This is a genomic window from Mycobacterium sp. NGS39 (assembly GCF_059812765.1).
Window position 1 is genome coordinate 257739 of the sequence record NZ_JCALDH010000005.1, and the last position, 14899, is coordinate 272637.

Annotated in this window: 16 protein-coding genes and 2 pseudogenes; all 18 read right to left on the reverse strand. The window is 66.6% G+C overall.

All coding sequences use genetic code 11. From position 1 onward, the window contains the following. Window positions 1–300, reverse strand: a complete 300-nt coding sequence (gene nuoK, locus AC5Y39_RS09695) for an NADH-quinone oxidoreductase subunit NuoK (RefSeq protein WP_500018315.1) — start codon at window positions 298–300, stop codon at window positions 1–3. After that, window positions 297–1055: an NADH-quinone oxidoreductase subunit J gene (locus AC5Y39_RS09700; RefSeq protein WP_500018317.1), complete on the reverse strand. Its 759-nt coding sequence runs from the start codon at window positions 1053–1055 to the stop codon at window positions 297–299. Before AC5Y39_RS09700 ends, nuoK begins: the two co-directional genes overlap by 4 nt. Continuing rightward, on the reverse strand, window positions 1052–1579 hold the full coding sequence (gene nuoI, locus AC5Y39_RS09705) for an NADH-quinone oxidoreductase subunit NuoI (RefSeq protein WP_500018319.1): 528 nt from the start codon (window positions 1577–1579) through the stop codon (window positions 1052–1054). The genes AC5Y39_RS09700 and nuoI overlap by 4 nt, the downstream gene beginning before the upstream one ends. Further along, window positions 1572–2780: an NADH-quinone oxidoreductase subunit NuoH gene (nuoH, locus tag AC5Y39_RS09710; RefSeq protein WP_500018321.1), complete on the reverse strand. Its 1209-nt coding sequence runs from the start codon at window positions 2778–2780 to the stop codon at window positions 1572–1574. The genes nuoI and nuoH overlap by 8 nt, the downstream gene beginning before the upstream one ends. After that, window positions 2777–5170 (reverse strand): NADH-quinone oxidoreductase subunit G, encoded by a 2394-nt coding sequence (locus AC5Y39_RS09715; protein WP_500018323.1) that lies wholly within the window; start codon window positions 5168–5170, stop codon window positions 2777–2779. The genes nuoH and AC5Y39_RS09715 overlap by 4 nt, the downstream gene beginning before the upstream one ends. An 88-nt stretch (window positions 5171–5258) precedes the next feature. Beyond that, the gene (nuoF, locus tag AC5Y39_RS09720; protein ID WP_500018325.1) at window positions 5259–6587 is read right to left on the reverse strand and encodes an NADH-quinone oxidoreductase subunit NuoF; all 1329 of its coding nucleotides are present in this window, start codon (window positions 6585–6587) and stop codon (window positions 5259–5261) included. A gap of 1 nt (window position 6588) precedes the next feature. After that, window positions 6589–7308, reverse strand: coding sequence for an NADH-quinone oxidoreductase subunit NuoE (gene nuoE, locus AC5Y39_RS09725; protein WP_500018327.1), 720 nt, complete (start codon window positions 7306–7308; stop codon window positions 6589–6591). After that, a complete protein-coding gene (gene nuoD / locus AC5Y39_RS09730; protein ID WP_500018329.1) occupies window positions 7308–8600 on the reverse strand; it encodes an NADH dehydrogenase (quinone) subunit D in 1293 nt (430 codons plus the stop codon). The genes nuoE and nuoD overlap by 1 nt, the downstream gene beginning before the upstream one ends. After that, window positions 8600–9364: pseudogene (locus AC5Y39_RS09735) on the reverse strand (NADH-quinone oxidoreductase subunit C); the annotation flags it as partial. The gene nuoD and the pseudogene AC5Y39_RS09735, both read right to left, overlap by 1 nt. Beyond that, the gene (locus tag AC5Y39_RS09740; RefSeq protein ID WP_499907827.1) at window positions 9310–9876 is read right to left on the reverse strand and encodes a NuoB/complex I 20 kDa subunit family protein; all 567 of its coding nucleotides are present in this window, start codon (window positions 9874–9876) and stop codon (window positions 9310–9312) included. The pseudogene AC5Y39_RS09735 and the gene AC5Y39_RS09740, both read right to left, overlap by 55 nt. A gap of 9 nt (window positions 9877–9885) precedes the next feature. Then, complete coding sequence (locus AC5Y39_RS09745; RefSeq protein ID WP_499907828.1) at window positions 9886–10263, reverse strand: NADH-quinone oxidoreductase subunit A; 378 nt, start codon at window positions 10261–10263, stop codon at window positions 9886–9888. A 113-nt stretch (window positions 10264–10376) separates the two neighbouring features. Further along, window positions 10377–10772: an Rv3143 family two-component system response regulator gene (locus AC5Y39_RS09750; RefSeq protein ID WP_500018331.1), complete on the reverse strand. Its 396-nt coding sequence runs from the start codon at window positions 10770–10772 to the stop codon at window positions 10377–10379. Between the two features lie 10 nt (window positions 10773–10782). After that, a complete protein-coding gene (locus AC5Y39_RS09755; RefSeq protein ID WP_500018333.1) occupies window positions 10783–11319 on the reverse strand; it encodes a YceI family protein in 537 nt (178 codons plus the stop codon). A 9-nt stretch (window positions 11320–11328) separates the two neighbouring features. Next, the gene (locus AC5Y39_RS09760) at window positions 11329–11703 is read right to left on the reverse strand and encodes a nuclear transport factor 2 family protein (protein WP_500018406.1); all 375 of its coding nucleotides are present in this window, start codon (window positions 11701–11703) and stop codon (window positions 11329–11331) included. A 3-nt stretch (window positions 11704–11706) separates the two neighbouring features. Then, window positions 11707–12012 (reverse strand): annotated as a pseudogene (locus tag AC5Y39_RS09765) (DUF6285 domain-containing protein); the annotation flags it as partial. Then, the gene (locus AC5Y39_RS09770) at window positions 12009–12953 is read right to left on the reverse strand and encodes a phosphotransferase family protein (RefSeq protein WP_500018334.1); all 945 of its coding nucleotides are present in this window, start codon (window positions 12951–12953) and stop codon (window positions 12009–12011) included. The gene AC5Y39_RS09770 and the pseudogene AC5Y39_RS09765, both read right to left, overlap by 4 nt. A gap of 43 nt (window positions 12954–12996) precedes the next feature. Continuing rightward, the gene (locus AC5Y39_RS09775; RefSeq protein WP_500018336.1) at window positions 12997–14241 is read right to left on the reverse strand and encodes an acyl-CoA dehydrogenase family protein; all 1245 of its coding nucleotides are present in this window, start codon (window positions 14239–14241) and stop codon (window positions 12997–12999) included. A gap of 48 nt (window positions 14242–14289) precedes the next feature. Continuing rightward, window positions 14290–14898 carry a TetR/AcrR family transcriptional regulator gene (locus tag AC5Y39_RS09780; RefSeq protein ID WP_500018408.1) on the reverse strand — a complete coding sequence of 203 codons (609 nt, stop codon included), beginning with the start codon at window positions 14896–14898 and terminating at the stop codon, window positions 14290–14292. Window position 14899: the final 1 nt, after the last annotated feature.

Consider the following 14899-nt stretch of genomic DNA (forward strand, 5'->3'; position numbering starts at 1 on the left):
TCAGTGCCGCAGCAGGTTGGCGTCGTCGACGGAGGCCGAGCGGCGGGCGCGGAAGATCGTCATGATGATGGCCAGTCCGACGACCACTTCGCAGGCCGCCACCACCATCGTGAAGAACGCCACGACTTGGCCGTCGAGGTGGCCGTGCATCCGGGCGAACGTGACGAACGCCAGGTTGGCGGCGTTGAGCATCAGCTCCACGCACATGAACATCACGATCGCGTTGCGGCGCAACAAGACTCCGGCCGCTCCGGTCGTGAACAACAACGCCGACAAGTACAGGTAGTTCAGCGGATTCACTGGCCGTTCCTCTCGGGGGCCCCGGCGATCACGTCGACTGGTCGCGGTGTGAGAACCTTCGGCACCGACACCTCCGCGTAGGAGCCGTCGGGCAGCTTCGCGGGCACGTCGACGGCGTTGTGGCGGGCGTAAACCCCAGGACCGGGAAGCGGGGTCGGGTGTGCGCCGCGGGCGAAGCGCTCCTGGGACAGTTCGCGCTGAGTCTTGCGTCGGTCGAAGCGTTCTCGGTGCGCCAGCACCATCGCGCCGATCGCGGCGGTGATCAGCAGTGCGCTGGTGACCTCGAACGCCCACAGGTACCGCGTGAAGATCAGCACCGCCAAACCCTGGACGTTGCCGGCCGAATTCGCCTGTGCCAGCCCGGTGAACGACGTCGTACCGGCGCCCAGGCCCGCGATCAGCAGAACTCCGAAGCCCAGCCCGGCAAGAATCGCGGCAATGCGTTGTCCGCGAATGGTTTCCACCAAGGACTCCGCGGTGTCGACACCGATCAACATCAGCACGAACAGGAACAGCATCATCACCGCGCCGGTGTAGACCACGACCTGCACCACACCCAGGAACAACGCGTCCTGCGCGATGTAGAACACTGCGAGCACGATCATCGTCATCGCCAGAAAGATCGCCGAGTACACCGCCTTGGACGCCGTCACCATCCCGACGGCACCGATCACCGCGACCGTGCCCAGCATCCAGAACAGCACGGCCTCACCGGTTCCCGTGCGCGTCAGCGCCTCCGCCAGCACAGTGGTCATTGCACCGGCTCGCTGATCGGGGGCTTGATGTTGCCGCGATAGTAGTCCTCGTCGGTGGCCCCCGGCGCCATCGGATGCGGCGGGGCGACCATGCCGGGCTGCAGCGGCGCGAGCAGTCGATCCTTGCCGTAGATCATGTCGGCACGGTTGTCGTCGGCCATCTCGTAGTCGTTGGTCATCGTCAACGCTCGGGTGGGGCACGCTTCGATGCACAGCCCGCACCCGATGCAGCGCAGATAGTTGATCTGATACACCCGGCCGTAGCGCTCGCCCGGCGAATAGCGCTCCTCCTCGGTGTTGTCCGCGCCTTCGACGTAGATGGCATCGGCCGGGCAGGCCCACGCGCAGAGCTCACATCCGATGCACTTCTCCAGCCCGTCTGGGTACCGGTTGAGTTGGTGCCGCCCGTGATAGCGCGGTGCCACCGGCCCGGGTTTCTCTGGATACTGTTCGGTGATCGGCTTTTTGAACATCGTGGACAGCGTCACGCCGAATCCGGCGATCGCGTCGAGGAACTTAGGCATCTGCGGCTTTCTTCTCGGGGAGGGGAGGAACCGGGAAGTCGCTGTACGACGACGGCGCAGCCGATGGCATCGGTTGTGTCTTCTGGCGCCACACCATTCGGAACGACGCAAGCAATGCGACGGCGCCGAGCACGCTCGCGACGATCAGCGCCGCCGCCCAGCCGTGGTATCCCTCGGCGCGCAGCGTGCGCACAGTGGCGACGATCATCACCCACACCAGCGAGATCGGGATCAGGATCTTCCAGCCCAATGCCATGAACTGGTCGTAGCGCAGCCTGGGCAGAGTGGCGCGCAGCCAAATGAACAGGAACAAGAAACCCCACACCTTGCCGACGAACCACAGCAGCGGCCACCATCCGCTGTTGGCGGCGTCGATCATGTTGAACGGCCACGGCGCATGCCAGCCGCCGAGGAACAGCGTGGTGGCCAACGCCGACACGGTGGTCATGTTCACGTATTCGGCGAGCATGAACATCGCGAACTTCAGCGACGAATACTCGGTGTGAAAACCGCCGACGAGTTCGCCTTCGGCCTCGGGCAAATCGAATGGGGCGCGGTTGGTCTCGCCGACCATGCTGGTGACGTAGATGAGGAACGACGGCAGCAGCAGGAACACGAACCACAGCCGGTCCTGGGCGGCGACGATGCCGGAGGTCGACATTGTGCCCGAATACAGGAACACAGCCGCAAACGACAGCGCCATCGCGATTTCGTAGGAGATCACCTGCGCGCTGGATCGCAGCCCGCCCAGCAGCGGGTAGGTCGAGCCGGATGCCCAACCGGCCAACACGATTCCGTACACGCCCACCGAGGTCACCGCGAGCACGTAGAGCACCGCCACCGGCAGGTCGGTCAACTGCAGCGGCGTGGTGTGCCCGAACACCGACACCTGTGGGCCGAAGGGGATCACCGCGAACGCCATGAAGGCCGGGATCACCGAGATGACCGGGGCCAGCAGGTAGACCGGCTTGTCGACGCCTGCCGGAATGATCCCTTCCTTGAGCCCGAGTTTGAGCCCGTCGACCAGGCTCTGCAGCAAGCCGAACGGGCCGACACGGTTCGGCCCGAATCGCATTTGCATGCGCCCCAATACTTTTCGCTCGATGAGGATCGCCGCCAGCACGGTCAGCACCAGGAAGCCGAAGATCGCGACGGCCTTGCCGACCACCAACCACCAGGGATCGTGCCCGAACTCGGTCATGACACCACCTCGACGCGCACCACCGCACCCACCGTCGTCCGCAACTTCTGATGCACCGCTGAGGTGGCGGAGTTCATCGGCACCCAGACCACCCTGTCGGGCATCTCGGTGATCACCAGCGGCAGCGTGATCGATCCGTTCTCGTTGCTGACCCTGACCGAATCACCTTCGGATGCCCCGATTTCTGCGGCGGTTGCCGACGACAGGCGCGCCACGGGGCGGCGTGCAGTGCCGGCCAGATACGGCTCGCCGTCCTGCAGCCGTCCGGCGTCCAACAGCATTCGCCAGCTCGCCAGCACCGCCTCACCCGCACCGGGGTGCGGCGCGTCGCCGGCGGAAACGGTCGGCGGCTGCGGCCGTGTGCCTTGCCAGAGCCCGAGCTGGGCCAGCTCGGCGTGCGCCGCTGCCGGATGCGGCAGCCCGAATTCCACCCCCATCTCGTCGGCGATCATGTGCAGCACCCGCACGTCGGGGACCGCGCCGGTGTGACGCAGCGACGGCTCGAACGGACGCTGGCGCCCTTCCCAGTTCACGAAGGTGCCCGCCTTCTCCACCACCGGGGCGACCGGGAACACGACGTCGGCGCGTTCGGTGACCTCGCTGTGCCGTATCTCGAGGCTGACGACGAACGGCGCAGCGTCGAGCGCCGCGGCCGCAGCGACCGGATCGGGCAGGTCGGCCAATTCCACCCCGCCGATGACCAGAGCACCGAAAGAGTCTGCGGCGCTGAGGATTCCGGATGTGTCCCGACCGGCTGCCGCGGGCAGGCTCGTCACGTTCCACGCCGAGCTGACCTCTGCGCGGGCGTCGGGATCGGCGACCGGGCGCCCGCCGGGCAGCAGCGAAAACAGTGCGCCTGCCTCCACGGCGCCGCGCTCACCGGCGCGTCGCGGCACCCACGCCAGTCGCGCGCCGGTCGCGTCGGCCAAACGCGCGGCGGCAGACAGTGCGCCGGGGCAGTCCGCCAGCCGTTCGCCGACCATGATCACTGCGCCTGGGGTGCCTAATATTTCGCCGAGCTCTCCGGTGCGCAGCGCCTCCAGCGCCGCGGCCTCGCCACCAGGCGCGGCCGGCAACAGCGTGCCGTTCATCTTGGTCAGTCCGCGAGTGGCGAACGGTGCCAGCGAGTACACCTTGGTGCGGTTCTTGCGGGCGGCCTTGCGCAGCCGCAGGAACACGATCGGAGACTCCTCTTCCGGCTCGAACCCGGCGAGCAGTACCACCGGCGCCGCTTCGAGGTCGGCGTAGGTCACCGTCATCGGCTGCCCCGCGACGCGTGCGGCCAGGAAGTCGGCCTCCTCGGCCGAATGCGCGCGGGCCCGGAAGTCGATGTCGTTGCTGCCCAACACAAGACGCGCGAACTTGCCGTATGCGTAGGCGTCCTCCAGCGACACCCGGCCGCCCACCAGCACGCCGGCGTTCCCGTAGGCCGCCGACAATCCCTTAGCGGCCACAGTCAGCGCCTCGGACCACGAAGCCGTCACCAAGGTGCCGTCCTCGCCGCGGATCAGCGGCGTGGTGATCCGGTCCGGCTGGGTGGCGTACGTGAACGCCCAGCGGCCCTTGTCGCAGTTCCACTCTTCGTTGACGTGCGGGTCGTCACCGGCCAGCCGGCGCAGCACCACACCGCGGCGGTGGTCGGTGCGCTGGGCACACCCCGAGGCGCAGTGCTCGCAGACGCTCGGGCTGGAGACCAGGTCGAACGGGCGGGCGCGGAACCGGTAGGCGGTTCCGGTCAGTGCGCCCACCGGGCAGATCTGCACGGTGTTACCCGAGAAATACGAATCGAACGGCTCTTTCGTGTAGATGCCGACCTGCTGCAGCGCGCCGCGCTCGAGCAGCTCGATGAACGGATCGCCGGCGATCTGGTTGGAGAACCGGGTGCAGCGAGCGCACAGGACGCAGCGTTCGCGATCCAGCAGCACCTGGCTGCTGATGTTGATCGGTTTGGGGAACGTTCGCTTGACGTCCTCGAAGCGGGAGTCCGCGCGGCCGTTGGACATCGCCTGGTTCTGCAGCGGGCACTCGCCGCCCTTGTCGCACACTGGGCAGTCCAGAGGGTGGTTGATCAGCAGCAGCTCCATCACCCCGCGTTGCGCCTTGTCGGCGGCCTCGGAGGTGAACTGGGTGCGCACCACCATGCCGTCGGTGGCCACGGTGGTACACGACGCCATCGGCTTGCGCTGGCCCTCGACCTCCACCAGGCACTGCCGGCAGGCGCCGACCGGATCGAGTAGGGGATGGTCGCAGAACCGGGGAATCGACACGCCGATCAGCTCGGCGGCCCGAATCACCAACGTGCCCTTGGGAACTGACAACTCGACGTCGTCGATGGTCAGCGTCACCATTTCGGTTTCGGTGGCCGCGCCATGGTCAGCCGTCGCCGTCATCGAGACCCCCCTCGTGCCGCGACAGTGCGGTTTCGTACCCGACTCGCCGGGCGAGGTGTACGAAAACGCAGTCTCGACGCGCTTCCCGTCATACCGCTGCCCCTTCCGGCGCGACGAGCATGGAGTCGCGCGGATCGAACGGACACCCCTGCTGCGCAACGTGGGCGACGTACTCGTCACGAAAGTACTTGATCGACGAGGTGATCGGACTGGCCGCACCATCGCCCAACGCGCAGAACGACTTTCCGAAGATGGTGTCCGAAATGTCCAGCAGCTTCTCGATATCGGCCGCAGTGCCTGCTCCGGTTTCCAGCCGCTCGTAGATCTGCGCCAGCCAGTAGGTGCCCTCGCGGCACGGCGTGCACTTGCCGCAGGACTCGTGCTCGTAGAACTGTGTCCAGCGGCGCACCGCGCGCACCACACAGGTGGTCTCGTCGAAGATCTGCAATGCCTTGGTGCCCAGCATCGAGCCGGCGGCGCCCACGCCCTCGTAGTCCAGTGGCACGTCGAGATGCTCGGCGGTGAGGATCGGTGTCGACGAGCCACCGGGCGTCCAGAACTTCAGCTCGTGACCGGCGCGCACACCACCCGCATAGTCGAGCAGCTCGCGCAGGGTGATGCCCAGCGGCGCCTCGTACTGGCCCGGCCGCGTCACATGCCCGGACAGTGAATACAGCGTGAAGCCAGGCGATTTGTCGCTGCCCATCGACCGGAACCAGTCGACGCCGTTGAGGATGATCGGCGGCACACTGGCGATCGATTCGACGTTGTTGACCACGGTCGGGCATGCGTACAAACCCGACACGGCCGGGAACGGCGGACGCAGCCGGGGCTGGCCGCGACGGCCCTCCAGCGAGTCGAGCAGTGCGGTTTCCTCACCGCAGATGTACGCGCCGGCGCCGGCGTGCACGACGATCTCCACGTCGAAGCCGGAACCCAGGATGTCGCGGCCCATAAGGCCGGCCTGATAGGCCTCTGCGACGGCCGCGCGCAACCGGCGCAGCACCGGAACCACTTCGCCGCGAACGTAGATGAACGCATGCGACGCGCGGATTGCGTATGCGGCGATGACCGCACCCTCCACCAGAAAGTGCGGAGTGGTGAACATCAACGGAATGTCCTTGCAGGTCCCGGGTTCCGACTCGTCGGCATTGATCACCAGGTAGTGCGGCTTGGCGCCGGGGCCGGTCGAATCCTGTGGGATGAAGCCCCATTTCATGCCGGTGCCGAATCCGGCGCCCCCGCGGCCGCGCAGCCCGGAATCCTTGACGGTCTGCAACACTTCGTCCGGGCTCATCTTCAGCGCGGCGGCCAGCGCCTTGTACCCGTCGTTGTCGAGGTACGTCTCCAGCGTCCAGGACTTGGGGTGGTCCCAGAATCGGCTCAGCACAGGGGTCAGAGGTGTGCCGCCGGCCATCTCAGCTGTCCTCCCGATCGATGGCGCCGCTTTCTTGTGCGACCCGCAGACCGGCCAGCGTCGCCGCGCCCGGACCGCCCTGACCGTCGTCGGGACGGTCGTCGCTGAAACCCGCGAGGATGCGCGACGTTTCGCGGAAGGTGCACAGTGGCAGACCGCGACTGGGTGTGACGGTCTCGCCGGCGCGCAGCTTGTCGACGAGTTCGATCGCGGACTCCGGCGTCTGGTTGTCGAAGAATTCCCAGTTGACCATCACGACGGGGGCGTAGTCGCAGGCCGCATTGCATTCGATGTGCTGCAGCGTGATCTTGCCGTCGCTGGTCGTCTGGTCGTTGCCGATGTCCAAATGCTCACGCACGGCGTCAAATATCGCGTCACCGCCCATGATCGCGCACAGGGTGTTGGTGCATACTCCGACGAGGTAGTCGCCGGTCGGGTCCCGCCGGTACATCGAGTAGAACGTGGCCACGGCTGTCACCTCGGCGCCCGTCAAACCCAGTTGTCCGGCGCAGAACTCGACACCCGCGGGGGTGAGGCAGCCGTCCTCGGCCTGTACCAGATGCAGCAGCGGCAACAGCGCTGAGCGTGGCACCGGATAACGGGCGATGATCTGCGCCGCGTCGGCGGCCAACCTCTCGCGCACGTCGTCGGGATAGCTCTCGCGGCCCCGAAGATGGCTCGGCTCTTCAGGTTTGGGGCCCAGCGAGACGAATACGCTCATTACCTGTCCACCCCGCCCATGACCGGGTCGATCGACGCCACCGCCGAGATCGCGTCGGCCACCATGCCGCCCTCGCACATCGCCGCTACCGCTTGCAGATTCGTGAACGACGGGTCGCGGTAATGCACGCGATAGGGGCGGGTGCCGCCGTCGGAGACCATGTGCACCCCCAACTCGCCGCGCGGCGATTCGACCGCGACGTACACCTGGCCGGCCGGCACGCGGATGCCTTCGGTGACGATCTTGAAGTGGTGGATCAGCGCCTCCATCGAGCTGCCCATGATCTTGGCGATGTGCTCGGGGGAGTTGCCCAGACCGTCGGGGCCCAGCTTGAGGTCCGCGGGCCAGGCGAGCTTCTTGTCGCCGATCATCACCGGCCCCGGCTTGAGTTTGTCCAGGCACTGCTCGACGATCTTGATCGACTCGGTCATCTCCTTGACGCGGATCAGGAACCGTCCGTACGCATCGCAGCCGTCGTCGGTGATCACGTCGAATTCGTAGTTCTCGTAACCGCAGTAGGGGTCGGAACGACGCAGGTCGTGCGGCAGCCCGGTGGAGCGCAACACCGGCCCGGTGATCCCCAGTGCGATGCACCCGGTCAGGTCGAGGTAGCCGACGCCCTGGCAGCGGGCCTTCCAGATGTAGTTCTCCTTGAGCAGGTTCTCCATGTCGCGCAACCGCTTTGGCAGCAACTTGACCAGGTTGCGCAGCGCCGGCATCGCGTCGTCGGGAAGGTCGGCGGCCAAGCCGCCGGGCCGGATGAATGCGTGGTTCATCCGCAGGCCGGTGATCAGCTCGAACACCTTCAGGATTTCTTCGCGTTCGCGGAACCCGTAGAACATCGCCGACATCGCGCCCAGCTCCATGCCGCCCGTGGCCAGCGCGACCAGATGCGACGAGATGCGGTTGAGTTCCATCAGCATCACCCGAATCACGCTTGCGCGCTCCGGGATCTCGTCGGTGATGCCGAGCAGCTTCTCCACACCCAGGCAGTACGCCGTCTCGTTGAAGAACGGCGACAAATAGTCCATCCGGGTGACGAACGTGACGCCCTGGGTCCAGTTGCGGTACTCGAGGTTCTTCTCGATGCCGGTGTGCAGATAGCCGATGCCGCAACGCGCTTCGGTGATCGTCTCGCCCTCGATCTCCAGGATCAGCCGCAGCACCCCGTGAGTCGACGGGTGCTGCGGTCCCATGTTCACCACGATCCGCTCGCCGGCGGCGGATTCCCTTGCGGCGGCGACGACTTCGTCCCAGTCCTGGCCGCCCACCATGACCACGGTGTCGCTCATCAGTTGTAGGCCCTCCTCTCGTCGGGAGGGGGTATCTCGGCACCGTGGTATTCGACGGGCACCCCGCCCAGGGGATAGTCCTTGCGCTGCGGGTGCCCCTCCCAGTCGTCGGGCATCTCGATGCGGGTCAGCGACGGATGACCGTCGAAGATGATCCCGAAGAAGTCGTAGGTCTCCCGCTCGTGCCAGTCAGTGGTCGGATACACCGAAAACAGCGACGGCACATGGGGATTCGCGTCGGGTGCGGCCACTTCCACGCGGATCCTGCGGCCATGGGTGATCGACATCAGCGGATACACCGCATGCAGTTCACGGCCGGCTTCCTCGGGATAGTGCACGCCGGATACCCCAAGACACATCTCGAAGCGCAGCGCGGGGTCGTCGCGCAGGGTCTTCGCCACGTGGACCAGGTGTTCGCGGCGCACGTCGAGTGTGAGTTCGTTGCGATACACCACCACCCGCTCCACCGCGGCGTCGTAGGTCTCGTCGCCCAGCGCCTCGATCAGCGCGTCGACCACCTCGTCGAAGTAGCCACCGTAGGGCCGCGGCGAGCTGCCCGGCAGCGCCACCTCGCGCACCAGCCGCCCATACCCGGAGGTGTCACCGGTGCCTGTGATGCCGAACATGCCTCGGCGCACCTCGATGACCTCACGGTCACCCGAGGTCAACGGCGGACCGTCCGAGGACGTGTGCGTCGGCGTGGTGTCGGTCATCGGCGCAGCCCGCCGATCTGCAGCATGGTGGGCGCCGGATTGGCTGCTGCCAGTGCAGCGGCCTCCGCCTCGCGGATGGCTTCCTCGCGGTGCACGCCCAGCGGCATCTCCTGGATCTTGGCGTGCAGCTTCAGGATTGCGTGCAACAGCATCTCGGGGCGCGGCGGGCAGCCGGGCAGGTAGATGTCCACCGGCACCACATGGTCGACGCCCTGGACGATCGCGTAGTTGTTGAACATGCCCCCCGACGACGCGCAGACGCCCATCGCCAGCACCCATTTCGGCTCGGCCATCTGGTCGTAAACCTGCCGCAGCACCGGCGCCATCTTCTGGCTCACCCGCCCGGCGACGATCATCAGATCCGCCTGCCGCGGTGTGGCCGAGAACCGCTCCATCCCGAATCGGGCGATGTCGAATCGCGGACCGGCCGTCGCCATCATCTCGATCGCGCAGCAGGCCAGCCCGAACGTCGCCGGCCACAACGACCCGGCCCGCACGTAGCCGGCGACCTTTTCCACCGTGGACAGCAGAATTCCGCCGGGAAGCTTTTCTTCAAGACCCACCGACGACCCCTATTCCCAAGTCAACCCGCCGCGCCGCCACACGTAGGCGTACGCCACGAACACCGTGGCCATGAACAGCGCCATCTCCACCAACGCGAACACCCCCAGCGCGTCGAACGACACCGCCCACGGGTACAAGAACACGATCTCGATGTCGAAGATGATGAACAGCATCGCGGTCAGGTAGTACTTGATCGGGAACCGCTGACCCGGCGCGGCATTCGGGCCGCTGACCGACTTCTGGGTCGGCTCGATCCCGCACTCGTAAGCGGCCAACTTGGCCCGGTTGAAACGGCGTGGCCCCGCCAGCACCGCAACGAAGACAGAGAACACCGCGAACGCGGCGGCGATCCCTCCCAACACCAAGATCGGGACGTAGACGTTCAACTCGCTCCCTGATGCGTCGCAGCCATGTGACGTAACCCGACTGTGAGCCCGTCAGTGACCTCCCCCACAGCCTAAACATGCGCCGGCGGGGCCGCCGAGTAGGGGTAAGAGCGTCAGGCCCGGAGCAGTCCCACGACCGCGTCGGCCAGCTGAATCGGATCGATAGGCAGCGGCACCGCCGCCTCGGCGCGCGACCACTTGGCCAGCCAGGCGTCGTCGCGGCGTCCGGTCAGCACCACGATCGGCGGACAGTTGTCGACCTCGTCTTTGAGTTGCTTGGCAAGGCCCATTCCGCCGGTCGGGGTGGCTTCGCCGTCGAGGATGGCCAGGTCGACTTCGCCGTTTTCGATGTGGCGGATCACCATCGGACCGGTCGCCACGTCGACGTAGGTCAACTCCGGCAGCTCCGGGTGGATGCGCTTGCCCAGCGCAAGCTTGACCTGTTCGCGCACATTGGCGTCGTCGCTGTAGACCAAGACGCGGACGTGAGCATTCGAGTCGAGTGGCACGACGGGGATGCTAGCTTCCGGCGCTCCGGAACACCGCGTCAGCCGACAGCGTGGTGGTGTCGGGCATCATGCCGAGCATGTTGCCGCTGACACCGAGCTGCGTCCGCTCGACCGTAGTGGTGGTCCTCAGCCGCACGGCGCCGTCGTCGAGGCGCTCGGCACGCACCCGCAGCGGCAGCGCGACGGTGTTGCCGCGAATCGACAGCTCCGCGTGGACGTCGAATTCGTCGTCGCCGGCCGGGTCGACGCCACTGACGGTGACGGTGATGTCCGGGTGGTGCTCGGCATCGAAGAAGTCGGCGGAGCGCAGGTGGTTGTCGCGTCGTTTGATCCCGGTGACGACGGACGCGGCCTTGATCGTGATCCGGCCGGAGACGTTTCCGTCGGCGTCGACGCGGCCTTCGCCGCTGAAGTCGGTGAACCTGCCGTTGACCTTCGCCAGACCCCAGAAGGTCTTGTTCGTGAACGAGAACGACGACCTGCTTTGGTCGAGCAGCCAGCTGCCGACGGCCTTCGGGTCCGTCAATAGCTCTGTGACAGTTGACATTTCGCCTCCCTACCCGGATTGGTTCAGCAGCGGCGTAAGGTCCGCCGGGTCGAAGTACTCGTCGATGCGGGTGATCAGCCCGTCGCGGCCGACCCGGAAGATGATGCCGACGCGCAGGGAGTACGGCGCGCCGGCACGTGTGGTGCCGTGCAGCACGTGCTGCTGCACGAAACCGCCCGGAAAGAACTGCCGGTCGAGCACGTCGTAATGCCGCTCGGCGGTGGCGGTCACGAACCAGTCGATCACCCGCACGCCGCGCTTCTTGTCGCTGCGGGCGGTGTCGCCGGCATGCCATACGGTGACGTCGTCGGACCACAGCGCCGCGACCGCGTCGACGTCGCCGGCCTCTATCGCCGAGAACAGGCGGTCGGCCACCGCGGCCAGCGCGTAGCCGGGGTGGGCAACTTCCAGCCGGTTGAAGACCAGGGTGCGCAGAGCGGCCACGACATCGCCCGGCCGCTCGTCGAACTCGCCGGCCCGGATCGCGTCGATGAGCTGCTGCTCGTCGATCCCTGTCGCTTCGTTGCCCAGTTCACGTTCGACGATTCGCACGACGTTCGCCGCGACGCGGGCGTGAAAGCTGATTGGGCCGTCGGTGGCGCGTCGTACGTCGGTGTCGAGGAAATCGGCGACGGCGGCGAGAAGCTCGGGCGCGGTCGGTCGGCCGAACGGGCCGGTCGTGCCACTGCTCATGCCGTGGCCTCCAACAAGTCGAGCAGATCCCACTCGGTTTCGCAGACCCGCCGGCCGATCGCGGCCAGCTCGACCGACCGGGTCTGCCCGGACAGGTGCCGCTCGGCCTGGTAACGGCAGATGATGCCCCACGACAGCGTGGCCCGGATCAGCCACCAGCACATCGCCACGCGGTCGACGGTAGTCCCGCTGGCCTGCTCGTAGGCGGAAAGGAACTGTTCCATGCTGCCCAGGCCACCGGCAGCACGGCTCTGTGGTGCCCCGAACCGCCAGGCGCGAATGCAGAACCAAGCCAGGTCTTCATAAATTTCGCCGATGTGTACGAGCTCCCAGTCGAGCACCGCGGCCAGCCCGTCGTCGTCGACGATCAAGTTGCCCATGCGGAAGTCGCCGTGCACCATGACCGGCGGCGAGGGCGGCGGCCGGTTGGCGGAAAGCCAGCGCAGCGTCCAGTCGAAAGTGGCGGTGGTGTCGCCCATCTCGTCGAGCTGAGCCCGCCACAGCGCCATCTGGTCGTCGCGGCGCAGTTCGACGCCGGCCGGGTCGGCGCGGTGGATCGCGGCCAGCGCGTGCGCGCATTGCTCCAGCAGCCGTGATCGGGCGGCGTCGTCGAGCATTCGCAGGATGCGCGGCGCGATCGTCTCCCCGTCGATGAAGTCGCAGACCAGCGACGCCGCGTCAGCGACCAGCACATGCGGCACCGGCGCGCCCTGCGCCGCGGCCAGGCGTTGCACCCGGGCTTCCGTGTCCATCGAGACGTGCACATGGTCCGGGGGACCGGTTCGCAGGATCAGTCGCCGGCCGTTGGCCTCGAATGCCCAGGTCGACCGGCTGGCGCCGCCGGTCAGCGCGCGCACATTGCTGACGACGACGGGTTCGCCGAGCACCGGCTCGAGGACGCCCGACAACCAGTCAGCGACCCCGTGAGTGTGCGGTTTCATACGCGACCCGCCGAGTTGCCGCTACGAATCCGCACACTCGGCGTCATCGCCGCTCCCGGCCGAACTTGAACAGCCGCTGCGCCACCCGGCGGATCTGGATTTCCTCGGACCCCTCGGTGATGCGGTAGCGGCGGTGATGCCGGAAGATGTGCTCGAACGGCTGGTGCCGGGTGTAGCCGACGCCGCCGAACACCTGCATGGCCCGGTCGGCGGCCTCGCACACCAGCCGGTTCGCGCGGTAGTTGGCCATCGACACCTTGTCCGACACCTCGAGATGGTGATTGCGGTCCAGATGCCAGGCCGCGTAGTACACCAGCAGCCGCACCATCTGCGCCTCGGTGGCCAACTCGACCAGAGGCCACTGCACCGCCTGGTTCACCGACAGCGGCTTGCCGAACACCACGCGCTCTTTGGCGTACTCGACGGCCCGGCCGATGCAGTACTGCGCGGCGCCGAGACTGCTCGCGGCCTGGCGAATCCTGTTCTCGTGCAGGAAGGTCTGGGCCACCTCCAGCCCGCGGTCGACCTCGCCGAGCACCGCGTCGTCGGGCACGCGGACGTCGTGCAGCTCGACCTCGCCGTGGTCGGATGGCATGTTGAACGTCCACCAGTAGTACGGCACCTCGAAGCCCGGCGCATCGCACGGCACCAGAAAGGCGGTGATGCCCACCGCCTGCCCTGGTTCACCCGATGTGCGGGCGAACACCAGGTCGTGTGTCGCCCGGTGCACCCCGGTGTTGAACCGCTTGGCGCCGTTGATCACCCAGCCGTCGCCGCTGCGTTCGGCCCGCGTCTCCAGCCAGGTGGCATCTGAGCCGTGTCCCGGTTCGGTGAGCCCGAACGCGAAGCTACGCTCGCCGGTGATCAGCGCCTCCGACCACTGCTTGCGCTGGGTGTCGGTGCCGAACCGCTCCATCATGATCACTTGTGGGAAGTTGCCGACGATCGACGACTCGTCCTGCAGGTCGTTGTGCAGCCCAAGACCCTTGGCTGCCAGGTGTTCTCGGATCACCGCCATATCGAGGTTGGTGCCGTCGCGACCGCCCAGCGACGACGGCAATCCGTAGCGCAGCCAGCCGGCTTTGTCGGCCCGCTTGCGCATCTCGCCGAGCAGTTCCTCCCAGGCCCGTGCCGGGATACCGCCGTTATCCCAGTCGGTACGGGCGTATTCGCGGCGCTGGTCGAAGTACTGCATGTGATCACGCTCGAGCGGCTTGATCTCACGCTCGATAAACGCGTCGATCTCGTCGAGCACCCCCGGAAGATGTTCGGGCAGCGTGAAATCCACTATGTCTCCTTTCGCGCCGAAACTACGGTTGTCGACGGATCCGTCGGCCTAGAAGCCATACAGCGTCTTTTTCCAGATCGTCGACAGGGTTGCGATCGCGTCTGTGTCACTGATCTGCCCCAGACCCGACGACGCGACGAACACCGTCGTGAAGTTCTCGAACAGCAGCGCGATCGCTGCGGCGACGTGCTGTGCGTTCAACTCGCGACCGTAACCCTGTTCTTGCGCTCGAAGAACCGACGCGGCGACGATCTCCATGCCGAAGCGGCGGAATTCGTTCTGCACGTGGGCAAACCGCTGCTGTGTGGCCGCCAACTGTGCAACCGCGATCATGATCCCGATGTTCTGCTTGAACATGTTCCAGTAGCCGGTGACGACCGTGGTGAAGAACTCGGTGTCGTCCGGAGATTCCGGCAACGAGACGGACAGTCCCGACGGCTCCACCACGTCGTGAAGAAAAGACTCCGCCAGAGCGGCCAGCAGATCTTCCTTGTCGTCGAAATAGCGGTAGAACACCGCGGGCGATTTCCCCGCCGCCGACGTGATGTCGGCCAGCGTAGTGCCGTGAAAGCCGCGCTCCGCGAACAACTTTCGGGCTGCCTGCGCGATGGCCTCCCGCGTCTGGCGGCCTTTGGAGCTCAGCGTCTGGACAGCCATC